The sequence below is a fragment of the Streptococcus mitis SK1080 genome (assembly GCF_000220085.1).
Classification (GTDB): Bacteria; Bacillota; Bacilli; order Lactobacillales; family Streptococcaceae; genus Streptococcus; species Streptococcus mitis_K.
The window spans coordinates 254476-277238 of the sequence record NZ_AFQV01000023.1 but is presented as its reverse complement, the minus strand read 5'-3'; the positions used below and the strand labels follow the sequence as shown (position 1 = coordinate 277238).

The following is a 22763-nucleotide window of genomic DNA, read 5'->3' as shown; positions in this document are numbered from 1 at the left end:
CCTTTCCTAACTTACCATTTCTCTGCAAAAAATCTCAGACAGTCTGGTAAATTTTCCGACCAAGGGATTTCACTATGGATGGCGCCAGACTGAACTTTCAAAACAAGATTATCTAAGTGTACCCCACCTGCTATCAAATCATGGTAATATCGAAGAGACGAATCAATATAGGCTTGCTTGATATTGCCAGCCATCAAGGTCTTGTCCGTATCATCTGCTTCTTCAGTTCCTACATAGATGAAGATACGCTGATCAGGCGACATTTTCTGGCGCTCGATATAACGGTTAAAGGCGTCTTGGTGAAGCCAGTTGGCAGATGAAAAGACCCCTAGACAACCAATTTGGTCTTGGTATTCTAGTCCGATAAACTGGGTAATATTGCCTCCTAGTGACGAGCCAATCATAGCCGTATGCTGGCGATCAGCTTTAGTACGGTAGGTCTCATCGATAAATGGCTTAACCACCTCCATAACAAACTCGGCATACTCCACGCCCTTACCGCCAAATTGCTGTCCTGGGATAGGAGATTCTTGGAACTTCCATGCCGCATACTCATTCATCCGCCCCATTCCATCATTATCAATGGCTACGACAATCATGCGACTGATATCAGGATTACGCTTAATAGCTGGGATAATCTTCCATGAATGACCAATGAAAGACTCCTTGCTATAAAAAACATTTTGCCCGTCATGAAAGTAAACAACAGGATAGGAACGATTCGTGTCTTTCTCATAATCTTTAGGCAGAAGAACACGTACACGGCGTTCCTTACCTGTATAAGGAACCTTGAGTTTGTGTTCTTTCATTTTTAGATAAAAGTAGGATTGATTCATTGTCAGAAAACTCTCTATATTCAAAATTTTATTTTATTATATCACAATTATAGAAAAAAAGTTAGTTTTGCTTCCACTTTTGGAATTAAAAACTAACTTTTTCATCTATTTTTCTATATTCTTCTGGATTTTCTGGTTAGAGCAAATTATCAATCAAGTCATCCACTTCATCTTTTTCAGCCTGCGGTGTTATCTCAGTAATCATGATTCCAGCCACAGCTCGCTCAACTAAACCTTCAACATCCATACGTGCTTCATACTGCTCCGCATTCTTAATCTTAGGATTTGTTTTTGGACGATCTGGTGCAAAAATCGTACAACAGTCTTCAAACGGCTGGATAGAAATGTCAAAGGTATCAATTTCTTGTGCAATATCGATGATTTCCAACTTATCCATGGTCACAACTGGACGGATGATGGGAGTGTTGGTAACAGCATTGATAGCCTGCATACTTTCAAGGGTTTGGCTTGCTACTTGACCAAGACTTTCCCCATTGATGATAACCAAACCATTTCGTACCTCACGAATACGGTCGGTAATCCGCATCATAAAGCGACGCGTCAAGGTCATAAGATAGGCTTCTGGTGCCTTGGCCTTGATTTCCTCTTGAATCTCAGTGAAAGGCACTTCGATAAACTGGATATTCCCCCCAAACTTGGTCAATTTACGAGTCAAATCTTGGGCTTTTTTAAGAGCACCAGGACTGGTGTAAGGTGGACTAGCAAAGTGAACTGCCTCGATATCCACCCCACGTTTCAAAGCAAGATAACCTGCTACAGGTGAGTCAATCCCTCCTGACAACATAAGCATCCCTTTACCTGAAGTTCCCACTGGTAATCCACCTGCCCCACGAATGGTTTCATAAGAAATATAAGCAGCTTCCTCACGAATCTCCACCTGAAGATTGATATCAGGATTTTTCATCTGAGCTTGCACATTTGGAATGGCTTCAAAAACAGCTCCTCCAAGCGTTTGGTTGAGTTCACGACTGTCGAGTTCAAAGTTGTGGTCGCTACGCTTGCTAGAAATCTTAAAGGTCATACCTTCCTTGTAGATGTCCTGCATAATCTCTTGCACAGAAGACTTCAGAACTTCTACAGATTTTTCAATCTTATAAACAGGGGAAAAGTTTTGAATCCCAAATACTTGTTTGAGCGATTCTGCTACTGCTGTGTAATCTGCTCCATTGAGGTAAGCATGGGCACGATCGCGATCTGCCGTTACCTTAACTTGGGGATAGATAGACAAAACGTCTGAAATATTATTACGAAGTTTATTGATGAAACGCATACGGTTTTTACCCTTAGTTGACAGCTCACCGTAGCGAATCATAATTTCTGAATACTGCATGAATGCTCCTATCTTACTTTTCTAGTTTTATTGTAAATCAATTTTAACTTTGTCAAAAACTGCTCGACCTGACTCATATCATTTTCAAGGTCTAGGCTTAGACGCACAGCTGACTGGGCCTTATCTTTATCCACTCCCATGGCAATCAGAGTTCCTGCAGGTTTCCCAGCCTTGGACGAACAAGCAGAGGTCGTTGAGATGAAAATATCATAGTCTTCAAAGGCGTGAACGATGACTTCACCACGAACACCCTTGATTCCAAAAGTCAGAATATGAGGTGCAAAGTCTTCCTCATCTGAAAAGACAAATATATCGGGATAGTCCAGAAGTGCTTGGCGAATCACTGCCTTCATCTGTCCAGTCTTGCTCCTAAAGATATCTAGCTTTTCCATAGATAAACGGAGAGCCTTGGCTGTCGCTGCAATCCCTGCCACATTTTCAGTTGTCGAACGGTAATCACGTTCCTGACCACCACCAGTCAACAGTGGCGTAATCTTCTTGCCAGACTTGATATAGACAAAACCAACACCACGAACTCCGTGGAACTTGTGACCAGAGAAAGTCGCGAAATCGACTCGTTCTGTCAGATACTTTTCAGTCGGAATCTTGGCAAGCGCCTGAACCGCATCAACGTGGAAGGAAATAGTTGGTTTGTCTGCCAACAGTTTTGAAATAACCTCAATAGGCTGAACAGAGCCAATTTCATTGTTAACTGCCATGATGGAAACGAGGGTCGTATCAGGTCTTATCAAATCTGCTAGCGCCTCAACATCCACAAATCCTTTCTCATCTACTGGAGCCAAATCCACCTCAAAACCTTGAGATTTCAACCAGAGGGCTGATTCCTTAACTGCTGGATGTTCAATGGCTGATACGATGATGTGCTTACCAAACTGTTTTTTTTCAAATGCTACTCCCTTGATGACCCAGTTATCTCCTTCTGTCCCACCAGAAGTAAAGAAGATTTCATCACTTTTCTTACCGATTAAATCTGCAATCTGTTGACGGGAAGCATCTAAAATTCGTGTTGCCTGGTCTCCCAAACGATGAAGACTAGATGGATTTCCTAAAATTTTTGAAGCCACCTGCATATAGGTTTCAAGGGCTTCAGGATAGGGCTTGGTCGTCGCCGAATTATCAAAGTAAATCATGTTTTCTCACGCTTTCTAAAATCACTCCTTCTATTGTATCATGAAACGGAGCCTGCGACAAGAAAGGGCAATTCCTCTTTTTTTAAGATTTTTTTAAAGAAATGCGGTATAATAAATTTTAATCAAAGGAGAGAATGTATGTCTAATTATCGTAGAACTTCAAAACCAAAAACAGAACACATCAAAAAAGGCTTTACAGTCTTTCAAAAAACCGTTGCTACAATCGCTAGTATCCTTGGCTTGATTACCGCAAGTATCACGATTATGAACGCATTGGATAATAACAAAAATACTAAAAAAGAACCTACGACAAGCCAGACGACAACCATTGTCAAAGAAATTCAAAAAGAATCCCCTAAGGAAAACACTAGTCCCAATAAAGAAACTAACACCACTCAAGAAAAAACACAGCAAGAGGAAACACCAAAAGCCAGCGTCAAGGAAGAGAAAAAAGAAGAGCAGAAAACATCAACTCAGGATTCTTCTACTCCTGCTACTGCTCCAAGTAAACCTGCTACTGAAAATGAAAAACAGTCCAATAATACACCAACTTCGGAAAATAAAACTAATCAATAATCACTAAAATAGCTTCCCTCCAAACTTGGAAAGAAGCTATTTTTTATTGTTGCAATACTTTTCTTGGTTTGGTACCTTCAGCTGGACCAATGACACCTGCCATCTCCAGTTCTTCCATGAGACGAGTCGCACGGTTAAATCCAACTGACAAACGACGCTGAATCATAGATGCGCTGGCTTTCTGAGTTTCGATTACCAAAGACTTGGCTTCTTCAAAGAGCGGATCACCACCAGATTCACCATCTGAAAATTCACCTTCATTTTCAGAAACCTCACCTGGATCAAAACTCTCATCGTAGTCCGCATCAGCCTGAGCCTTGATGAAGTTTACGATGCGTTCAACATCATCATCCGAGATAAAGGAGCCTTGGAGACGAACTGGATGATTTTCATCAATCGGTTTAAAGAGCATGTCTCCTCGACCAAGTAGTTTTTCTGCTCCATTTTCATCCAAGATGGTGCGCGAGTCTGTACCTGATGATACCGCAAAAGCCACTCGAGATGGGACATTGGCCTTGATCAGACCAGAGATGACATCAACGGATGGACGTTGAGTTGCGAGAATCATGTGGATACCAGCAGCACGCGCCTTCTGCCCAAGACGAATGATGGCATCTTCCACTTCCTTGCTGGCAACCATCATGAGGTCAGCCAACTCATCCACAATCACGACAATGAGCGGTAACGGAACCTGCTTGTACTCAGACTGGGCATTGAACTCTTCTACCTTGGCATTAAAACCTGCAATATTCCGAACTCCCACCTTGGCAAAGAGTTCATAACGATTTTCCATCTCATCCACAACCTTTTGCAGGGCCTTGCTGGCTTTGCGTGGATTGGTCACGACTGGAATCAAGAGATGGGGAATGTCATTGTAAACAGACAACTCAACCATCTTGGGGTCAACCATCATAAATTTAACTTGGTCTGGTCTCGCCTTCATCAGAATGCTAGCGATAATGCCGTTAACTGCTACTGACTTCCCTGAACCCGTTGAACCTGCGACTAGCAAGTGGGGCATTTTAGAAAGGTCAAAAGCTCTTGCGGTGCCATTAACCGCCTTTCCTAGAGGAATTTCCAAGAGATTTTCTGCTTTTGTTTGAGATTGTTCCCATAGTTCGCGGAAAGAAACTGTAGCAATCTCGGAGTTAGGGACTTCAATTCCGACTAAGGATTTACCAGGTATTGGAGCCTCAATCCGAACATCCTTGGCCGCTAGAGCAAGCGCTAAGTCATCTGCTAGATTGGAAATGCGGTTGACCCTTACACCTACTGCTGGCTTGACTTCATACTTGGTCACTGATGGCCCAATTTCAGCCCGTTCAACTGTTACCTTGATACCAAAGCTAGCAAAGGTTTCTTCTAGGATTTTGATGTTTTCTCGAACAATTTTCTTCTCTTTAGACTGGTCTTTTGGTTTATCTGGGGCAAAGAGTTGTAAGCTTGGAAGTTTGTATTCAAGGGCTTCTTTGGCTGAAAAATCAACCTGTACGTCTTCATCATCAGAGCCATCTTCCTTTTCAGGGAATTCAAGCTCCGGTTGAGGTAGGATGATTTCTGGTTCCACCCACTCTTCTTCCGGAACAGGTGGAACGTCAAGCACAGCATCTTCTGTCAGAATTTCACCCGTTTCCATATCAATAGGAGGCAAATCGAGTAAGGCTTTTTCAGCCTCTTCTTGTTCTAATCTAGCCTCTTCCTCAGCCTTTTGGCGAGCTTTTTCTTCTTGTTTGACAAAGCGTTCCTCTTTTCGAAGCTCATGTCCTTCCCTCCATTTGGCAAAGCCTCTACTGAAAAATTCAGCAATATCATAAACAGACCAAGGACTGACTAGGAGGGCACCCACTAAAATCAAGATAGAACCAATAAAGTAAGTACCGATATTTGAAAAGAGAAAGGCGGTTGGAATATAAAGAGCGACCCCAATCAAGCCCCCTCCAGCAAAACTGGTCGTTCGAAAACTAGTCAGATCCGTCACAACCTGAGCCATGGTCCCTTTTAGAACGGACTTGTCTAAACCATATTTCCAAACTAAGTAGGCTTCAAAAATCAAGAGCAAACCTGCAAATATGGTAAAAAATCCTGATAAGAGTCCTTCCTGTTTTCGTATCCACTTGAAAAAGAAGAGGTAGAGCAGGATACCAAATATTGCCAGATAAGCTAAGCTACCCACCAGCAAGCGAATTAAATTGTAAAGAGTGATACCTGCAGCCCCTAATTTGAAGGCTGCGAAAATCAATAAAAGTGCGATTCCCAACGAAATCAACATTCGTTGAATCGCTTCTTTTCTTTCGAGTTCTGCTTTAGACGGTCTCCGTCTTGTTTTACTTGTATTCTTGTTTGCCATTCTTCTATTATACCATATTTCACAAACATTTCGGAAAGAGAAAAAGACTGCACCAAACGGTCCAATCTTTTCATTTTTCTATTTTTTATGCTTGGGGTTTACGTAGGTAACCATAAACCACACCACTTACAATTGCTCCTACCAAGACAGAAACGAGGTAAAGGAGAGCATTTGAAGTAAGGGCAATAACGAAGATTCCTCCGTGTGGCGCCATGAGTTTGATACCAGTAAGACCAACGAGACCTCCTGCTACTGCTGAACCAAGGATAAAGCTTGGGATAGCACGAGCTGGGTCAGCTGCACCAAACGGAATCGCTCCCTCAGTGATAAATGACAAGCCCATGATGATGTTTGTCAAACCAGAGTTGCGTTCTTCCTTAGTAAATTTATCTTTGAAAAGAAGAGTTGCGACAAAGATGGCAAGTGGTGGCACCATTCCTCCAGCCATAACTGCTGCCATGGCTACAGAACCACCTGAAGAAACAGTTGCTGCAAGCGTACCTGTACCAAAGACATAAGCCGCTTTGTTGACTGGTCCCCCCATGTCAACAGCCATCATTCCACCAAGGACGATACCAAGAAGGACAGCTGAACCTCCTCCAAGACCGCCTAGGAAGTCATTCATAGCAGTATTGATTGCTGCCATTGGGATATTCACAGCTAGCATGACAAATCCAGTCAAGATTGTTCCAAGAAGTGGCAAGAGAAGGATTGATTTAGCACCTTCAAGTGAACGAGGAACTTTAACGTATTTCTTGATAGCAAGAACCAAAGCACCTGCGATAAATCCACCCACAAGGGCACCTAGGAAACCAGATGAGACACCTGCAAGAGTTGACGTTGCTTCACCACCTGCGGCATAAGGGATCTTACCAAAGGCAAAACCTTCTTTGGCAATAGCACCAGCCACGAAACCTGCTACCAAACCTGGTTTTTCAGCGATAGAGTAGGCAACATAACCTGCAAAGACTGGAAGCATCAAACCAAAGGCAGCTCCACCAATTTTCATGAACATAGAAGCTAGCTCATGGTAGGAACCAAGACTGCCAAGGTTTTCATTTGGAACACCCAAAGCACCATCAATCAAGAAGGCAAGGGCAATCATGATACCACCACCGATAACGAATGGTAACATTTGAGATACACCACTCATCAAGTGTTTGTAGAAGGCACCACCAAGGCTTTGTTTTTCGTTAGAGACAGTTGCAGCTTTTGCACCATTAGCGGCACGGTAGACTTCAGCATCTCCTGAAAGAGCCAAGTTAATCAACTCTTCTGTCTTACGGATACCGTCAGCAACCGGACGATTGATCAATGGTTTACCATCGAAACGATCCATTTCTACAGCCTTATCTGCTGCGATGATAACAGCTTTAGCCTTACGAATGTCTTCCGCAGTTAGTTGGTTACCAACACCGCTAGCACCGTTGGTTTCGACCTTAATTCCAACACCCATTTCAGCAGCCACTTTTTGAAGGGCTTCTTGGGCCATGTAAGTGTGGGCAATACCTGTTGTACAAGCTGTAACAGCCACGATAAAGTCACCAGAGTCATTAGCAGGTACTTGAACAGGTTCCTCAGTTTTTTCTGAAGCTTGGTCAAAAAGCTCAATGACTTGGTCAGCTGATGTTGCTTGACGAAGTTTATCAGCAAAACCGTCTTTCATCAAGTATTGAGACAATTCTGCCAAGGCTGCCAAGTGAGTGTCATTTGCACCTTCTGGAGCCGCAATCATGAAGAAGAGGTCAGTTGCTTGTCCATCCAAGCTCTCGTAGTCAACACCCTTGTTTGACTTGGCAAATAGAACTGTCGCTTCTTTTACAGCAGCATTTTTACTGTGAGGCATTGCGATTCCGTCACCCAAACCAGTAGAAGTCAGAGCTTCACGCGCCAAAATGCCTTCTTTAAAGATTTCAAAATCTGTCACATAACCGTGATCTACCAAGCTTTTAATCATCTCTTCGATGACAGCAGTTTTTTCAGTTGCCTGCAAATCCAGCAACATAACATCTTTTCTCAATAGGTCTTGAATTTTCATCTTTTTTCTACCTCAACTTTTTCATATGTTTCTTTAATAAATTCCGCCGTTGCCAAGTCATCCGAGAAGGTGGTTGCCGTTCCGCAAGCTACTCCCCATTTGAAGGCTTCTACTGCGTCTTTTGATTTGACAAATTCACCTGTAAATCCAGCGACCATAGAATCGCCAGCTCCGACAGAATTTTTGACTGTTCCTTTGATTGGTTTAGCGAAATAAGCTCCCTCAGATGTGACAAGAAGAGCACCGTCACCAGCCATAGAAATAATGACGTTTTGAGCACCTTTAGCCAGTAACTCACGAGCGTATTTCTCAATTTCATCTAAACTTTCGAGTTTCACTCCAAAAATCGCTCCAAGTTCATGATTGTTTGGTTTGACCAAAAGTGGCTGGTAGTCCAAACTATCAATCAAGGTCTGTCCTTCAAAATCACAAACGACTTGCGCACCAGTCTTGCGTGTCAAGGCAATCAAATCCTTGTAGATGACATTGCCTAGATTCTTAGCACTTGAACCAGCAAAGACAACTGTATCTTCTGCAGTCAAACTAGATAAAATAGCTTTCAATTCTTCTAGCTGAGCTGGTTCAACATTTGGACCAGTCCCGTTGATTTCTGTCTCTTGGTCTGCTTTGATTTTAACATTGATACGAGTATCTTCTGCCACTTGGACAAAACGTGTCTCGATTTCTTCCTCTGCCAGAGTATCTGTGATAAATTCACCAGTAAAACCTCCGATAAATCCAGTCGCTGTATTTGGAATACCCAAGCGTTTCAAGACACGACTGACATTGATTCCTTTCCCACCAGCAAACTTATCATCACTGTCCATTCGATTGACACTACCGACTTGAACTTGATCCAAACGAACGATATAGTCAATGGATGGATTGAGTGTGACTGTATAAATCATACTTCTATTACCTCCGTTTTCTCCTTAATAGCCTGCAAGAGCTCATGCCCTTGACTTGTGATAACAATAGCTCGTTTGAGTGGTGCTACCTTGGCAAAGCAAGTTTGTCCAATTTTAGACGAATCCACCAAGACATAGGTCTGTTTGGCATTTTCTAAAATAGCACGCTTCACAGCTCCCTCTTCCATATCAGGAGTCGTATAATAACCATCGTCCACACCATTCATCCCGATAAAGGCACGGTCAAAGTGCAATTGGTTAATCTGGTTAAGAGCAACGCCCCCGATACTAGCATCTGTCGCCATCTTGACACTTCCTCCAACCATGACAGTTGGAATCTGCTTTTCAACCAACTGAGCGGCATGGTGAATCGAATTTGTCACAACAGTAATATTCTTATTAACCAATTCATGAATCAAAAAAGCAGTTGTTGTTCCAGCATCGATAAAGATGACATCTTGTTCCTTAATGAGAGAGGCTGCTTTCTGAGCCAACAACTTCTTCTCTTGAAGGTTTTTGACAGATTTTTCTTGAATGGTTTCTTCTTCCTGCAAGGAATGGGGTAATTCTGCTCCACCATGCACGCGACGAAGCTTGTTTTCTGCTTCCAATTCATCCAAGTCTCTTCGAACCGTTGATTCTGAGGTCTCTAGCAAACTAACTAATTTTTCTAGAGAAACTACATTATGTTGATTTAACTCCTCTAAAATCAGTTGCTTCCGCTCTGTTTTTAACACTGAATCACCTCCTGTTATCGTTTACACTATTCATTCTATCACACTTTCTTTCAAAGTCAAGCGCTTTTTGTCATTTTCTTTCAAAATCTATCATTTTTCTTATTTCCAAAATTTTTATTGCAAGATAAGAGCCTTTATGGTAGACTATTTGAGTAAGTATTGGAAGATTACTCAAGAGGCTTAAGAGGCCGTGTTGGAAACGCGGTAGGCGTGTAACAGCGTGCGTGGGTTCGAATCCCATGTCTTCCGTTTATTTTAAAAAAGATACCCAAGAAATCTTGGGTATCTTTTTTCTTATATGCTTGTTTTATAACTCGGGTGAATTTCTTAGAAAATATCAAATAACAATTTCACATTGAGAATTGTTAAGATAATGGAAACGATATAGCCAAGGATGGTATTCCATTTGGCATTGGTAAATTCTCCCATCAGTGATTTCTTAGAAGTTAGATAAATCAGTGGGAAGATTGAAAATGGAAGAGCAATCGAAAGAAAGACTTGTGAATAAACCAATAACTGATCTAATGTTTTTTCCTGATGACCAAACAGAACCGCTACAATCATGACAGGCAACAAGGCAAAGAGACGAGTTGCCAAACGAATGAACCATTGAGGTAATCTCATATGCAAGAAACCTTCCATAACGATTTGTCCAGTCAAGGTACCCGTAATTGTCGAATTTTGACCACTGGCTAATAAAGCCAAGGCAAACAAGGTTGATAAGGTCGAGCTAGCTATAGCTCCTGCAATAGTAGAATCCTGCAAGGCATTATACATTTGAGAGAAGGCAGAAATCTCAGATGCATGGCCGAAAAAGAGAGCCGCCCCGAGAATTAATAGAAGGGAGTTAACCACAAAGGCCAAGGATAATTGGAGATTTGAATCCCAGGTCATAAAGCGCACGGCTTTTCGAACATCATTCTTGTCCTTGTGATTGATTTTCCGAGTTTGTGACAAGGAAGAATGCAAATAGAGGTTATGGGGCATAACCGTTGCTCCCACGATCCCTAGTGCCAAGGTTAATTGACTTTCATGCCCTGGCAAGGGACTTTCAAATAAGGTTGCATTCGGTAGATAACCCTCAACGATTCCTTGGAAGCTTGGATGTGACAAAGCTACCAGATAGGTAAAAATTGCTAGAATGGTTAAAATCAGTGTTGTCACAATAGCTTCAATCTTCTTAAAGCCAAATTTCATCAGAAGCAATAAGAGAAAAACATCCAACACGGTCAAGAGAATTGCTATCATAATCGGAATCTTAAAGAGAAGATTGAGAGCAATCGCTGAACCTAGAACTTCTGCCAGATCTGTCGCCATCAAGGCTAATTCTAAAATCACCCATAGACTATAACGAAGCCATTTAGGTGAATGATGAGCCGTTGCTTGAGCCAGGTCCATCTGGGTTACAATACCAAGCTTTCCTGCCATCTGCTGAAGTTGCATGGCAATGAGAGATGAAATCAAGATAACAAACAAGAGACTATACTTATAGGAAGCACCACCGACTACACTGGTAATCCAGTTTCCTGGATCCATATAACCAACTGCGACAAGAGCACCCGGACCTAAAAAGGCATTTAAATTTTGCCAGAAATGATTGTTATTTGGAGTATCGATAGATTGATTAATCTCAGAGAGTGACACTTTTTTATGAGAAGACATAGATACTTACCTCTTTCTAAACCTACTTTTTCATTATTTTCTATTAGAGAAAAATAAGATTGACTTTAAACTATTAAAACAATGAAAACTATATGAAAAACATTTAGTTTTTTCATTATTTTTCTTAAGGCACCTTAATATTTTTCTTAAGGCACCTTAATTATAACACAAAAATGAAAACTATATGAAAAACATTTAGTTTTTTCATTATTTTTCTTAAGGCACCTTAATTATAACAGAAAATATGATAAAAACTTAAGAAAATTCAGGACTTGATTTAATATTTAGGATACAACAAAATGTTGTATTCTTTTTTTGCAAAAGAATACCAAAGAATAAAATAAAAAACGTTGTAAAAACAACGTTTTAGAAAGATTTACAAAACAATGTAAATTATCAATGGAGCCGGTGGGAGTCGAACCCACGTCCAAACATCTGCTAACATATTTGTCTACAACCATAGGTTATGTATTCGTTTAACAGTCCCTCGACACATAACTCAAGCCTAGAAACCGCGAGTCTATCAATCTCTTATCAAGCCGCTAGACAAGACTTGATCGTATCTCGCTAATAATAAGACCTGTCATTGAACACGAGCAATCCAAATCGGGTCACGCCTGCTGGTTTTTAGGCAGCTAGAGCGTAAGAAGTGTTATTTTTTGCAGTTATATTTAACTGAGCGTTTACGTCGCCACACGAGTCGCAAAATATGCCTCATAATGCCTGTCGAATCCGTAACGACCCCAAAAGACAATAGAACCATTATACCTCATCTAACTCAAAAATGCAAAAAGGAAATCAACTAACTACACAAGATAGTCTTTCAAGGCTTTTGTCAAAACCTGATAACCAGTAACACTAAGGTGCAGTCCATCAGTTGTATATTCTTTTTTGAGTTGGCCTGCTTGGTCTGTCAAACTATCAAAAACTGGCACAAATTCTACCTGCATATAGGCAGAAGCAATTTCTTGATAGGCTTGATTCCATTTTTGAATTTTTTCATTCGTGCGGATATAGACTGTCTGCTTGTACTCCTCTCCTTCATTGACTGGCAAAATAGAAAGCAATTTAATCTCAGTCAATGGATAATCGCGAGCAATGGATTGTATGATAGCTTCGAGATTATTGAGAGCCTCATTCACAGGCACATCTTTTCCGATATCATTTGTCCCAATCAAAAGGACAATTTTATCTACTGCTCCACCGTACAGATGCGCATCTAGATTCTCTAGTAACAGTCCTGTCTGATAGCCACGAATTCCTCGATTGACAATTGTCTTTGAAGTCCCGAATAGTTCCTGCAGAGGATAATATTCGACAATGGAATCCCCAATAAAAAGAACATCTGGTTCAACAACAGAAATGCGATTTAAGTGACGATACTTGGTTTGGATTTTTTCTTGTTCCTTTAGTAACCAATTTTCTAATAACTGTACTGCCACTTCATTCTCCTTTTTCTAACCAGTTTTCCAAGACTTGATAAACTCCTCCTTGGCTGTTGGCTGGCGCTAGAGCCGTCGCAACAGCTTTGGCTTTGTCATCAGCATTTTCCATCGCATAGGCAATTCCAGCCATTTCAAGCATTTCAACATCATTTTCACTGTCACCAAAAGCCATGATTTGTTGGGGGTTCAAGTCCCAGCGCTTGAGTAATTCTTCCAAGCCCCATGCTTTATGAATTCCAGCTTGGAGGATATCAATGCAACCATAGCCACTCGATACAGCCCGAACACGGCCATCAAAGAGGTCATTGATTTCTTCCAAGACCGAACTCAAACGTTCCTCACCAACAACCATACTCATCTTGAGCACACCACCAAAGAGGTCAGAGGTTAATTCATCCACAAACTGCATCCGTTGGTAGAATTTTTCAATCATTTCTGGAGTCATAAAACTTTCAAGGTCTGTAAAAATCGTACCTTCCTTGACGAAACCACCCTTTATCCCCGTTACCACAAACTGGTCCTGACACGCTCGACCCTTGAAATGAGCCAAAGCCTTATCGACAATGGCATCATCCCAAGTCTGAGCCTGAATCAGTTCATTGTTTTCAAATATACGAGCACCGTTGGCAACAACCAGAACCACTCGTTCCACCAAGTGCTCCAGTAGTTGCCTCATGCGGTGAATTTCATTGCCCGTCGCGATGACAAAACGAATGCCCCTTTGATCCAACTGATCTAAAATCTTTTCCAAGCGTGGGATATCAAGCTGGCCTCTAGCATCCAGCAAGGTCCCATCCATATCTGTCGCAATTACTTTAATCGTCATTTTCTTTCCTCTGAATTCAATCTAGTCCCACTTCAATCCCACATGTTCGTTCATTTCTTTATAGGCTGTATCAATTCGTTCCTTAGTCGCTTCATCTAATTGGTCACGATGACTGCCACCCTCGATGAAATCTTCCAAGATATAGGTTTGATAATGATATAAAGGATAGCCTTCTGGTGAAAAGGTTCCCTTTGGTGTTCGATTGACCCAAGTAGGATGAGCTTTAGCTGTTCCGATAGTTGTTTTTCCATCCTTCTTCTTAATGGTCACGTCCATGAGAACGCCACGTTCAGTCCACTTAGCATTTTCTTCATCTCCCATAGATTCAATCCGTTGATTGGAAATGAAGTTCCCCATTGAATAGATAATGAGTTTCTTTTCTCCATCTTTTTCAACCGTTTCAGATGGTTCAACAACGTGAGGATGCCCTCCAAAGATGATATCCGCCCCCCAATCAATCATCTTGTGATAAAGAGCTTTTTGTTCTTCAGTTGGTTCCAAGCGATACTCCACACCCATCTGAGGCATGATAATGGTGATATCTGCTTCCTTCTCTGCCCGTTCAATTTCAGCCTTCATCTTATCTTCGTTTAAATCTGAAAGATAACGATTATAGTCTTCCTGAGAAATATACTGCTCAATTCCATTGAATCCATAAGAATAGGCCAAAAGAGCAACCTTGATCCCATTCACTTCCTTAATGACCAGCGGAGCCTGATCACGTGGTTCATGCGTATAAACTCCGATTGGAGTGATTCCAGCTTTCTCAATAATATCAGCCGTTGAAATAACTCCCTCAATTTGCGAATCCAAAATATGATTATGAGCTAAATCCAGCACATGATAACCTGCATCCTTAATGGCATCCATAACTTCAGCAGGAGCATTAAAGAGAGGATAACCTGCTAAATAATGATCCTTATTAATGGTTCCTTCAAAGTCACCAATAGCTAAATCTGCTTGCTTAAGCCAAGGTGTCACATACTCAAAATTCTCATGAAAGTCATAGGTACCGTCTTCTTTTTTAGCTGAAAAGAAAAGTCCATCGTGGTAGAGCAAATCTCCGTTGGCCATAATTCTAGCAGATTTTTCCTCTTCCTGCTCCTGAGACTTTTGCTTAGTCCCTTCTTGAGAAATAGTATCTCGTTTTTGACTGGTCAGAGGCATGCCTTGGAAACTTTCAAACAACAAGACCAAGCCCATTGATAAAGCAACTGCTAGCAAGAGTACCGCCACAAATCCTTTATTGCTCCACCTGCGATAACTCCTAAAAAAGTTTACCAAGCCCTTCATAAAACGAAAAGCTAAACCACCCTGATTTCTATCTTGTCTTCTTTTCATCTTCATTCTCCCTACTTTCTTATGCAAGCCTTTTCTTTTTATTATATCATAGATAAGTAATTCTTTCACAATTGATACTCTTCGAAAATCTCTTCAAACCACGTCAGCGTCGCCTTACCGTATATATGTTACTGACTTCGTCAGTTCTATCTGCAACCTCAAAACAGTTTTTTGAGCAACCTGCGGCTAGCTTCCTAGTTTGCTCTTTGATTTTCATTGAGTATGAATTGAACTTCCTATCTATTTTCTATAAATCCTAAAGGCTGTAATACTTTCAATCCTTGTCATTTTGTGTTATCATGTAGAGGTAATGAAAGGAGAGAAAATGTCTGCTATAGAACGTATTACAAAAGCTGCTCACTTAATTGATATGAACGATATTATCCGCGAGGGGAATCCTACTCTACGCGCAGTTGCTGAGGAAGTCACTTTCCCCTTGTCTGACCAAGAAATCATCCTTGGCGAAAAGATGATGCAATTCCTCAAACATTCCCAAGATCCTGTCATGGCTGAAAAAATGGGGCTACGCGGTGGGGTAGGACTGGCTGCTCCTCAGTTGGATATCTCAAAACGCATTATCGCTGTTTTGGTGCCAAATATTGTTGAAGAAGGCGAAACGCCACAGGAAGCCTACGACTTACAAGCCATTATGTACAATCCAAAAATCGTCTCTCACTCTGTTCAAGACGCTGCTCTTGGTGAAGGAGAAGGTTGCCTATCTGTTGACCGCAACGTGCCTGGCTATGTTATTCGCCATGCCCGCGTTACTGTTGACTACTTTGACAAGGATGGAGAAAAACACCGTATCAAACTCAAAGGCTACAACTCCATCGTTGTTCAGCATGAAATTGACCACATCAACGGAATCATGTTTTACGACCGTATCAATGAAAAAGACCCATTTGAAGTTAAAGATGGTTTACTGATTTTGGAATAAAGAAAATCCCGTTGCAAGACGGGGTTTTGTGTTATAATAGAGGCATGAAAACAAATGATATTGTCTATGGCGTCCACGCCGTTACCGAAGCCCTCCTTGCAAACACAGGAAACAAACTCTACCTCCAAGAAGATCTCCGGGGTAAGAATGTTGAGAAAGTCAAGGAGCTGGCTACAGAAAAGAAGGTGTCCATTTCTTGGACATCAAAAAAATCCCTCTCTGAGATGACTGAAGGTGCTGTCCACCAAGGTTTTGTTCTACGAGTGTCCGAATTTGCCTATAGTGAGTTGGATCACATCCTTGCCAAAACACGCCAAGAAGAAAATCCACTTCTATTGATTCTGGATGGCTTAACTGATCCTCACAACTTAGGCTCCATCTTAAGAACCGCTGATGCGACCAATGTTTCAGGGATCATCATTCCCAAGCACCGTGCTGTCGGAGTTACTCCTGTCGTTGCCAAAACGGCCACAGGTGCTATTGAACACGTTCCCATTGCCCGAGTGACCAATCTAAGCCAAACTCTAGACAAACTCAAGGATGAAGGCTTCTGGACCTTTGGAACGGATATGAACGGTACTCCTTGCCACAAGTGGAATACAAAAGGGAAAATCGCCCTCATCATTGGAAATGAAGGAAAAGGTATCTCTAGCAACATCAAAAAACAGGTCGATGAAATGATTACCATTCCTATGAATGGACATGTTCAAAGCCTTAATGCCAGTGTTGCTGCAGCCATTCTCATGTACGAAGTTTTTCGAAATAGACTATAAAAAAGTTTCCAGTCATCTGATTGGAAACTTTTTTATGATTATACTCAATGAAAATCAAAGAGCAAACTAGGAAGCTAGCTGTAGACAGCTCAAAGCAGTGCTTTGAGGTTGTAGATAAGACTGACGAAGTCAGTTCAAAACACTGTTTTGAGGTTGTGGATAGAACTGACGAAGTCAGTTACATATACCTACGGCAAAGCGAAACTGACGTGGTTTGAAGAGATTTTCGAAGTGTATTAACTATGTTCTGTGATAAATTTATAGGCTTCTTGACCAGCGATAGCTCCATCTCCAACTGCTGTTGTCACTTGGCGAAGATCTTTCAAACGAACATCTCCAACTGCAAAGATACCATCAACTGCAGTCTTCATGTGATTATCTGTCACAATCCATCCAGCCTTGTCTTGAATATTCAATTCTTTAACAAAATCGCTAAGAGGGTCCAAACCAACATAGATAAAGACACCACCGAAGGCTTGCTCTGTCACTTGACCTGTTTTCACATTTTCAAAAACGACAGATTCTACTCTGTTTTCACCCTTGATTTCCTTCACTACAGAATCCCAAATAAAGCTGATTTTCTCATTCGCAAAGGCGCGGTCTTGTAAAACCTTTTGAGCACGAAGTTGGTCACGACGGTGAACAATGGTAACAGTCTTAGCAAAGCGAGTCAAGAAGAGAGCTTCTTCAACAGCCGAATCTCCACCACCAACTACCAACAAATCTTGGTCACGGAAGAAAGCACCATCACATACGGCACAGTAAGAAACACCACGACTGTTCAGTTCTTCTTCTCCAGGTACTCCCAAAGGACGGTGTTTAGAGCCAGTCGCTACGATAACTGTACGTGTTTCATATGTTTGGTCATCGGTCATCACTTTCTTAAAATCACCATGGTCTTCGACATTTTCAACATAGCCATAAATGTGCTCAACACCAAGATTTTCAAGCGGTTCAAACATCTTTTCTGCCAATTCTGGCCCACTAATATTAGCGTATCCTGGATAATTTTCAATATCAGATGTATTATTCATCTGACCACCTGGCAGACCACCTTCAATCAAGGCTACTTTCAGATTGCTTCGAGCAACATACAAGGCTGCAGTCATCCCTGCAGGTCCAGCACCGATAATAATAGTATCGTACATATAGATTCCTTCTTTCTTGTTGTAACTATCTTTATTCTAACTCTTTCTTGTCAATCAAGCAAGGATTATGCCTTGAAAACAAGAATTAAACTCATAACCGCAAAGGATAATACTGGAACAACCAAGACCCCAATCATAATCATATCATAGAGATGGGCTTGGCGAGCCTTGGCTGTCTTATCAACTCCCGACATGGCTCTCAGTCCAATCCAAATCCCTAAAAAAACCAGGACGAGGATGGTGGTCAAGATCAAACTCTCGAAATATAAAGAAAATAGTTGCAGTAGCATGATTTCTCTCATTTCTATCTTTTTTAAAGAGTAAACTCAGCTAGTCCAGCTAACTGAGTTTTTCTTTATCTATTATATCAAATATAAGTCCGTTTGTAACTAGCAAAGAATTCTTTTGTCCGTTCTTCTTTAGGACGGTGGATAATCTCATCCGGTGTTCCAGACTCGATGATTTTCCCCTTATCTAAGAAGAGAATCTTATCAGCCACTTGGGCTACAAAGGACATGTCATGACTGACCAAAATCATAGTCTGACCTGACTTAGCAGCATCTGCAATAGACTTTTCTACTTCACCGACCAATTCTGGGTCAAGGGCTGAAGTTGGTTCGTCTAAGAGCAAGACATCTGGTTTCATAGCGAGAGCACGCGCCAAGGCAACCCGTTGCTTCTGTCCACCTGATAAATGGCGAGGGTAATGGTTTTCACGATCAGAAAGCCCAACCTTAGCCAACTCTTCCTTGGCAATCTTGGTTGCTTCTTGGTCAGATAATTTCTTGACAACAACCAAGCCTTCTTTCACATTATCAAGTGCTGTGCGGCGTTCAAACAAATTAAACTGTTGGAAAACCATAGACAGCTTACGACGTAGGGCAAGGATTTCTTCTTGAGTGATCTTAGAAAAATCAACTGAGAAATCATCAATCTGAATAGAGCCACTGTCAGGTGTTTCAAGATAATTGAGACTGCGAAGAAAGGTTGATTTTCCAGCTCCTGAAGAACCAATCAAGGCTACAACTTCTCCTTTTTGGATATCCAAGTCCAGATGATCCAAGACAGTCTGTCCTGAAAAGGATTTACTTAAATTCGAAATCTTAATCATTAACGAAGGTCTCCTTTCACATCTGTCTGCACTGTATCAGGTGCAGAAATAGCCATTTTTCTCTCGATGAAACGACCGAGGCTTTCAATTCCGATATTGACCACCCAATAAACAAGGGCAACGGAAATAAAGCGTTCAAAATAGCGGTAATCAGCTCCACCCAGAATCTGAGCTTGGGCAAAGACTTCCACAACACCCGCACTAAAGGCTAGGGAAGTTCCCTTGGTCAAGCCGATTAGGGAATTAATCAAGGTTGGAGTCGCCACAACTGCTGCATTTGGAATAATCACTCGTCGATAAACTTGTGCTCGGGTCATCCCCAGACTGCGTGCCGCTTCAATCTCACCAGGATTGACTGAGAGAATGGCTGCACGAATGGTTTCACTCGCATAAGCTGCTTCATTGAAAGCAAAGGCGACAATCGCAAAAGCAGCGGCTGGAATCGCATTGATATTGAGACCAGTTCCCCATTGCTGATTGAGGGCTTTCAAAGCCAAAGGAATTCCGTAGTAGGTCAACATGAGCTGCACCAAAATCGGTGTCCCTTTTAAGAAGCTAACAAAGAAGGCCTGCAAGGGATATAAAATTTTGACACGATTGATTTTCACAATGGCAAAAAGAAGTGCCAAAACCAAACCAAAAAGGGCCCCACCAATGGTCAACATAATTGTTGTTGGAAGTTGTTGGACAATTCTTGGAATCCCATCAAAGACCGAACGCAGGCTAAACAGCTTGCCATCCGGAATCAATTGCATCAAGTTTTGGTACCAATCTGATGCTAAAATCGTTGTAACATTCATAAAAACATCCTCTCCTGATAATGATTCATTCTACCATACTTCTGCCGTCAATGAAATTATTTGCTACGGTCAGATACAGACTTTGTCTACCTACTAGTTTATCATACTTTGAAACAGGGAGGTTATATATTTTATCTATCAAAGAGATAGATAAAAACTATTTCAGTCCCAATTCTTCGTAAGCTTTTCGATAACCGATTTGCTTAACAGTTCCATTCTCCACTAGAATCGGTCGTTTTAATAACATACCGTCGCTTGCTAGCAACTCAGCTGCTTCTTGATTTGACAGACTTCCTACCTTATCTTTCAGCCCCAATTCACGGTATTTGATTCCACTGGTGTTAAAAAATTGCTTCAACTCGAACCCTGAGGTTTCTAGCCAGTTTAAAATGACTTCTTGACTAGGTGTTTCTTCCACGATATGGACGGCTTTGTAGTCCACACCGAGTTGGTTTAATTCTTGTTTTGCTTTTTTACAAGTTGAACATTTTGGGTATTCGATAAATTCTAACATGTCTTTCACTTTCTATTATTTATATCTTTAAAATCTGCGCCTTCATGCTCCAAGAGCCAAGCTTTCTTTTCCACTCCTGCGGCATAACCAGTCAGACGCTTGCCTGCTCCCAGCACACGATGACAAGGTACTAGGATAGACCAAGGATTACGTCCTACAGCTCCACCAATTGCTTGAGCAGAAGCCACTTGCAGGTCTTGGGCTATTTGTCCATAGGTTACTGTCTGACCATAAGGAATTTCCTGTAAATAGGACCAAACTCTCTTTTCAAAATCCGTTCCGATTGGCGCCAAGGGAAAGTCGGATAAATCCTGAGGCTTGCCTATAAAGTAAGCATCTAAACAAGCAATAACTGGGTCTAAAATGGGGTGACTAACAACTTCTTCTATTGTTTCATCTCCTATCCCCCTCTCAAAATGTTTCTGCTCCTGCACCCAAATCCCATACAAATGATGGTCATCAGCTACAAGAGAAAGGGAGCCAATTGGCGAAGAGTAGAGTATTTTTGCGTACTTCTTTTGCATTATTTCTTCAATTTTTGATAGGCCAAGCGTTCACCATCAACTGGAACCTTACCAACCTGTTTAAAACCTAGTTTTTCAAAAATATGCTGCATGGCCTTGTTTGCAACATGCGTATCTGAGCGAAAATCTAGATAGTCAAAACCTTCAATCAAGCCCTCTAGGAAAGTCTGAGCAACTCCTTGTCCCTGCACATCTGCTGCCACAGCAATACGGTGAAAGACTAGGTACTCTGACTCTCCAGCTTGCCAGTTTCCTTCATAAATGGCTTCATAGGCTGCCTCTGGACTCTTGGTCACAGCTGCATAAGCTAGTAGTTCTCCCTCTTCCAAGGCTACATAGGCTTGACCTGAGATAATATCCTCAATAATAATATCAGCATTTGGATAACCATTTTGCCACTGGTCACTACCAGCATCTGCTAAACGTTTTTTAGCGTCCTCCATCACCTGCATAATGGCATCTACTTCATTTGGAAAAGCTAAACGAATTTCCATCTTTTCTCCTCATTTCTGACTAGTTTCTCCCATCATAGCATAATTTAAGCCTTTTCACAAGCAGTTAAAACTTGACTTTTTGTTTTTGTTATTTTATAATCTAGTTATTAAAACTAGATAAAAAGGAGTTGAAAATGAAAACTACCTTTTCCTACCCAAAATGGGCAGAAATTCCAAACATTGACCTCTATCTGGACCAGGTGTTACTCTATGTCAATCAGGTCTGCTCTCCTGTCTCTCCAGATAAAGACAAGGGCCTAACAGCATCTATGGTCAATAATTATGTGAAACATGGCTATCTGACAAAGCCTGACAAGAAAAAATACCAACGCCAACAAATTGCCCGTCTGATTGCTATCACAACCCTCAAGTCGGTATTCTCTATTCAAGAAATAGCCCAGACACTGAATACTCTCCAAAGTCAAGCAAGTTCAGAGCAACTCTACGATGCTTTTGTGGACTACATGAACCAAGGAGTTGACCCAGCTAACCCTATCATCCAAACCAGCTGCCAAACCGTTAAACTCTATCATCAAACTCTAGCCTTAATCCATCATACTCAAGAGGAGGTAATCCAATGAACACTAGTCTTAAACTCAGCAAACAACTCAGTTTTGGAGAGGAGATTGCTAATAGCGTGACCCATGCCGTAGGTGCAGTCATAATGCTCATCTTACTCCCCATTTCATCAACCTATAGTTATGAGACACACGGATTTTTATCATCTATTGGCGTTTCCATTTTCGTTATTAGTCTCTTTCTCATGTTTCTATCATCCACCATTTACCACTCTATGGCCTATGGTTCGACCCATAAATATGTCTTGAGAATCATTGATCATTCTATGATTTATGTTGCTATTGCCGGCTCATACACGCCCGTCGTCTTGACCTTAATGAATAACTGGTTTGGTTATCTAATTATTGACATCCAATGGGGAACGACAATCTTTGGTATTCTCTATAAAATCTTTGCTAAAAAAGTCAATGAGAAATTTAGCCTTGCTCTTTACCTGATTATGGGCTGGTTGGTTCTAGCTATCATTCCTGCCATTATCAGTCAAACAACGCCAATTTTCTGGAGTCTCATGGTAACTGGCGGACTCTGTTATACAGTTGGAGCTGGGTTTTATGCAAAGAAAAAACCTTATTTCCACATGATTTGGCATCTCTTTATCCTAGCTGCGTCCGCACTCCAATACATCGCCATTGTTTATTACATGTAAAAAAGTTGAGAAATTCAAT

General features: G+C 41.4%; 23 protein-coding genes, 1 tRNA gene and 1 other RNA gene. 6 read left to right on the top strand and 19 right to left on the bottom strand.

Translation table 11 applies throughout. The annotated features are described in order from the left end of the window. Window positions 1-11: 11 nt before the first annotated feature. From HMPREF9957_RS10605 to HMPREF9957_RS10595, 3 genes are all read right to left on the bottom strand, one after another. A complete protein-coding gene (locus HMPREF9957_RS10605) occupies window positions 12-836 on the bottom strand; it encodes an alpha/beta hydrolase (RefSeq protein WP_001076724.1) in 825 nt (274 codons plus the stop codon). A 136-nt stretch (window positions 837-972) separates the two neighbouring features. Further along, on the bottom strand, window positions 973-2187 hold the full coding sequence (gene thiI, locus HMPREF9957_RS10600; RefSeq protein ID WP_001200056.1) for a tRNA uracil 4-sulfurtransferase ThiI: 1215 nt from the start codon (window positions 2185-2187) through the stop codon (window positions 973-975). An 8-nt stretch (window positions 2188-2195) separates the two neighbouring features. Further along, the gene (locus HMPREF9957_RS10595) at window positions 2196-3338 is read right to left on the bottom strand and encodes a cysteine desulfurase family protein (protein ID WP_000638918.1); all 1143 of its coding nucleotides are present in this window, start codon (window positions 3336-3338) and stop codon (window positions 2196-2198) included. Window positions 3339-3476: 138 nt separating this feature from the next. Here HMPREF9957_RS10595 and HMPREF9957_RS10590 point away from each other — a divergent pair, with 138 nt between their 5' ends. After that, window positions 3477-3914: a DUF6556 family protein gene (locus HMPREF9957_RS10590; RefSeq protein ID WP_000073940.1), complete on the top strand. Its 438-nt coding sequence runs from the start codon at window positions 3477-3479 to the stop codon at window positions 3912-3914. A gap of 43 nt (window positions 3915-3957) precedes the next feature. On the opposite strand, the gene HMPREF9957_RS10585 is transcribed toward HMPREF9957_RS10590, so the two are convergent. The 4 genes from HMPREF9957_RS10585 to HMPREF9957_RS10570 all read right to left on the bottom strand — a co-directional run bounded on the left by HMPREF9957_RS10585 (window position 3958) and on the right by HMPREF9957_RS10570 (window position 9944). Then, a complete protein-coding gene (locus tag HMPREF9957_RS10585; RefSeq protein WP_004242599.1) occupies window positions 3958-6261 on the bottom strand; it encodes a DNA translocase FtsK in 2304 nt (767 codons plus the stop codon). Window positions 6262-6346: 85 nt separating this feature from the next. After that, entirely contained in the window at window positions 6347-8299 is a 1953-nt protein-coding gene (locus HMPREF9957_RS10580; protein ID WP_000701467.1) for a fructose-specific PTS transporter subunit EIIC, read from the bottom strand. Next, window positions 8296-9207 (bottom strand): 1-phosphofructokinase, encoded by a 912-nt coding sequence (pfkB, locus tag HMPREF9957_RS10575; RefSeq protein WP_000640810.1) that lies wholly within the window; start codon window positions 9205-9207, stop codon window positions 8296-8298. The genes HMPREF9957_RS10580 and pfkB overlap by 4 nt, the downstream gene beginning before the upstream one ends. Then, window positions 9204-9944: a DeoR/GlpR family DNA-binding transcription regulator gene (locus HMPREF9957_RS10570; RefSeq protein ID WP_000920674.1), complete on the bottom strand. Its 741-nt coding sequence runs from the start codon at window positions 9942-9944 to the stop codon at window positions 9204-9206. The genes pfkB and HMPREF9957_RS10570 overlap by 4 nt, the downstream gene beginning before the upstream one ends. Before the next feature lie 161 nt (window positions 9945-10105). On the opposite strand from HMPREF9957_RS10570, the gene HMPREF9957_RS10565 reads away from it, so the two are divergent. Beyond that, window positions 10106-10193 (top strand) — tRNA-Ser (locus tag HMPREF9957_RS10565). Between the two features lie 78 nt (window positions 10194-10271). On the opposite strand, the gene HMPREF9957_RS10560 is transcribed toward HMPREF9957_RS10565, so the two are convergent. The 5 genes from HMPREF9957_RS10560 to HMPREF9957_RS12825 all read right to left on the bottom strand — a co-directional run bounded on the left by HMPREF9957_RS10560 (window position 10272) and on the right by HMPREF9957_RS12825 (window position 15218). After that, complete coding sequence (locus tag HMPREF9957_RS10560; RefSeq protein ID WP_000094601.1) at window positions 10272-11606, bottom strand: Nramp family divalent metal transporter; 1335 nt, start codon at window positions 11604-11606, stop codon at window positions 10272-10274. Between the two features lie 397 nt (window positions 11607-12003). After that, window positions 12004-12351, bottom strand: a transfer-messenger RNA (tmRNA) gene (gene ssrA / locus HMPREF9957_RS12830). 61 nt (window positions 12352-12412) lie between these two features. Further along, window positions 12413-13048 (bottom strand): SGNH/GDSL hydrolase family protein, encoded by a 636-nt coding sequence (locus HMPREF9957_RS10555; protein WP_000290667.1) that lies wholly within the window; start codon window positions 13046-13048, stop codon window positions 12413-12415. A gap of 1 nt (window position 13049) precedes the next feature. After that, complete coding sequence (locus HMPREF9957_RS10550; RefSeq protein WP_000153514.1) at window positions 13050-13877, bottom strand: HAD family hydrolase; 828 nt, start codon at window positions 13875-13877, stop codon at window positions 13050-13052. Window positions 13878-13898: 21 nt separating this feature from the next. Next, complete coding sequence (locus tag HMPREF9957_RS12825) at window positions 13899-15218, bottom strand: CapA family protein (protein ID WP_025170724.1); 1320 nt, start codon at window positions 15216-15218, stop codon at window positions 13899-13901. A 325-nt stretch (window positions 15219-15543) separates the two neighbouring features. On the opposite strand from HMPREF9957_RS12825, the gene def reads away from it, so the two are divergent. Together def and rlmB are read left to right on the top strand one after the other, a co-directional pair. After that, complete coding sequence (def, locus tag HMPREF9957_RS10525) at window positions 15544-16155, top strand: peptide deformylase (protein WP_001272955.1); 612 nt, start codon at window positions 15544-15546, stop codon at window positions 16153-16155. Between the two features lie 44 nt (window positions 16156-16199). Continuing rightward, complete coding sequence (gene rlmB / locus HMPREF9957_RS10520; protein WP_000855739.1) at window positions 16200-16928, top strand: 23S rRNA (guanosine(2251)-2'-O)-methyltransferase RlmB; 729 nt, start codon at window positions 16200-16202, stop codon at window positions 16926-16928. Window positions 16929-17164: 236 nt separating this feature from the next. On the opposite strand, the gene trxB is transcribed toward rlmB, so the two are convergent. The 7 genes from trxB to HMPREF9957_RS10490 all read right to left on the bottom strand — a co-directional run bounded on the left by trxB (window position 17165) and on the right by HMPREF9957_RS10490 (window position 21519). After that, entirely contained in the window at window positions 17165-18076 is a 912-nt protein-coding gene (gene trxB / locus HMPREF9957_RS10515; protein ID WP_000272338.1) for a thioredoxin-disulfide reductase, read from the bottom strand. 65 nt (window positions 18077-18141) lie between these two features. Further along, on the bottom strand, window positions 18142-18366 hold the full coding sequence (locus HMPREF9957_RS0102635) for a DUF4059 family protein (RefSeq protein ID WP_000926601.1): 225 nt from the start codon (window positions 18364-18366) through the stop codon (window positions 18142-18144). A 77-nt stretch (window positions 18367-18443) separates the two neighbouring features. Next, window positions 18444-19187, bottom strand: coding sequence for an amino acid ABC transporter ATP-binding protein (locus HMPREF9957_RS10510; RefSeq protein WP_000590966.1), 744 nt, complete (start codon window positions 19185-19187; stop codon window positions 18444-18446). Next, entirely contained in the window at window positions 19187-19987 is an 801-nt protein-coding gene (locus HMPREF9957_RS10505) for an amino acid ABC transporter permease (protein WP_001103449.1), read from the bottom strand. The genes HMPREF9957_RS10510 and HMPREF9957_RS10505 overlap by 1 nt, the downstream gene beginning before the upstream one ends. Window positions 19988-20144: 157 nt before the next feature. Then, on the bottom strand, window positions 20145-20501 hold the full coding sequence (locus tag HMPREF9957_RS10500; protein ID WP_000889091.1) for an arsenate reductase family protein: 357 nt from the start codon (window positions 20499-20501) through the stop codon (window positions 20145-20147). A 5-nt stretch (window positions 20502-20506) separates the two neighbouring features. After that, a complete protein-coding gene (locus HMPREF9957_RS10495; RefSeq protein WP_001170332.1) occupies window positions 20507-21025 on the bottom strand; it encodes a methylated-DNA--[protein]-cysteine S-methyltransferase in 519 nt (172 codons plus the stop codon). Further along, window positions 21025-21519, bottom strand: coding sequence for a GNAT family N-acetyltransferase (locus HMPREF9957_RS10490; RefSeq protein WP_000405851.1), 495 nt, complete (start codon window positions 21517-21519; stop codon window positions 21025-21027). The genes HMPREF9957_RS10495 and HMPREF9957_RS10490 overlap by 1 nt, the downstream gene beginning before the upstream one ends. A gap of 134 nt (window positions 21520-21653) precedes the next feature. Between HMPREF9957_RS10490 and HMPREF9957_RS10485 the strand changes: the two genes are divergently transcribed. Next, window positions 21654-22100 carry a DUF1836 domain-containing protein gene (locus HMPREF9957_RS10485; protein ID WP_000858733.1) on the top strand — a complete coding sequence of 149 codons (447 nt, stop codon included), beginning with the start codon at window positions 21654-21656 and terminating at the stop codon, window positions 22098-22100. After that, the gene (gene trhA, locus HMPREF9957_RS10480) at window positions 22097-22744 is read left to right on the top strand and encodes a PAQR family membrane homeostasis protein TrhA (RefSeq protein ID WP_001098003.1); all 648 of its coding nucleotides are present in this window, start codon (window positions 22097-22099) and stop codon (window positions 22742-22744) included. Before HMPREF9957_RS10485 ends, trhA begins: the two co-directional genes overlap by 4 nt. Window positions 22745-22763 lie beyond the last annotated feature (19 nt).

What these genes read in the sequence shown, in the direction of transcription:
- HMPREF9957_RS10605 (WP_001076724.1), bottom strand. Translation starts at nt 836, where the DNA reads ATGAATCAATCCTACTTTTATCTAAAAATGAAAGAACACAAACTCAAG.
- thiI (WP_001200056.1), bottom strand. Translation starts at nt 2,187, where the DNA reads ATGCAGTATTCAGAAATTATGATTCGCTACGGTGAGCTGTCAACTAAG.
- HMPREF9957_RS10595 (WP_000638918.1), bottom strand. Translation starts at nt 3,338, where the DNA reads ATGATTTACTTTGATAATTCGGCGACGACCAAGCCCTATCCTGAAGCC.
- HMPREF9957_RS10590 (WP_000073940.1), top strand. Translation starts at nt 3,477, where the DNA reads ATGTCTAATTATCGTAGAACTTCAAAACCAAAAACAGAACACATCAAA.
- HMPREF9957_RS10585 (WP_004242599.1), bottom strand. Translation starts at nt 6,261, where the DNA reads ATGGCAAACAAGAATACAAGTAAAACAAGACGGAGACCGTCTAAAGCA.
- HMPREF9957_RS10580 (WP_000701467.1), bottom strand. Translation starts at nt 8,299, where the DNA reads ATGAAAATTCAAGACCTATTGAGAAAAGATGTTATGTTGCTGGATTTG.
- pfkB (WP_000640810.1), bottom strand. Translation starts at nt 9,207, where the DNA reads ATGATTTATACAGTCACACTCAATCCATCCATTGACTATATCGTTCGT.
- HMPREF9957_RS10560 (WP_000094601.1), bottom strand. Translation starts at nt 11,606, where the DNA reads ATGTCTTCTCATAAAAAAGTGTCACTCTCTGAGATTAATCAATCTATC.
- HMPREF9957_RS10550 (WP_000153514.1), bottom strand. Translation starts at nt 13,877, where the DNA reads ATGACGATTAAAGTAATTGCGACAGATATGGATGGGACCTTGCTGGAT.
- HMPREF9957_RS12825 (WP_025170724.1), bottom strand. Translation starts at nt 15,218, where the DNA reads ATGAAAAGAAGACAAGATAGAAATCAGGGTGGTTTAGCTTTTCGTTTT.
- def (WP_001272955.1), top strand. Translation starts at nt 15,544, where the DNA reads ATGTCTGCTATAGAACGTATTACAAAAGCTGCTCACTTAATTGATATG.
- rlmB (WP_000855739.1), top strand. Translation starts at nt 16,200, where the DNA reads ATGAAAACAAATGATATTGTCTATGGCGTCCACGCCGTTACCGAAGCC.
- trxB (WP_000272338.1), bottom strand. Translation starts at nt 18,076, where the DNA reads ATGTACGATACTATTATTATCGGTGCTGGACCTGCAGGGATGACTGCA.
- HMPREF9957_RS0102635 (WP_000926601.1), bottom strand. Translation starts at nt 18,366, where the DNA reads ATGCTACTGCAACTATTTTCTTTATATTTCGAGAGTTTGATCTTGACC.
- HMPREF9957_RS10510 (WP_000590966.1), bottom strand. Translation starts at nt 19,187, where the DNA reads ATGATTAAGATTTCGAATTTAAGTAAATCCTTTTCAGGACAGACTGTC.
- HMPREF9957_RS10505 (WP_001103449.1), bottom strand. Translation starts at nt 19,987, where the DNA reads ATGAATGTTACAACGATTTTAGCATCAGATTGGTACCAAAACTTGATG.
- HMPREF9957_RS10500 (WP_000889091.1), bottom strand. Translation starts at nt 20,501, where the DNA reads ATGTTAGAATTTATCGAATACCCAAAATGTTCAACTTGTAAAAAAGCA.
- HMPREF9957_RS10495 (WP_001170332.1), bottom strand. Translation starts at nt 21,025, where the DNA reads ATGCAAAAGAAGTACGCAAAAATACTCTACTCTTCGCCAATTGGCTCC.
- HMPREF9957_RS10490 (WP_000405851.1), bottom strand. Translation starts at nt 21,519, where the DNA reads ATGGAAATTCGTTTAGCTTTTCCAAATGAAGTAGATGCCATTATGCAG.
- HMPREF9957_RS10485 (WP_000858733.1), top strand. Translation starts at nt 21,654, where the DNA reads ATGAAAACTACCTTTTCCTACCCAAAATGGGCAGAAATTCCAAACATT.
- trhA (WP_001098003.1), top strand. Translation starts at nt 22,097, where the DNA reads ATGAACACTAGTCTTAAACTCAGCAAACAACTCAGTTTTGGAGAGGAG.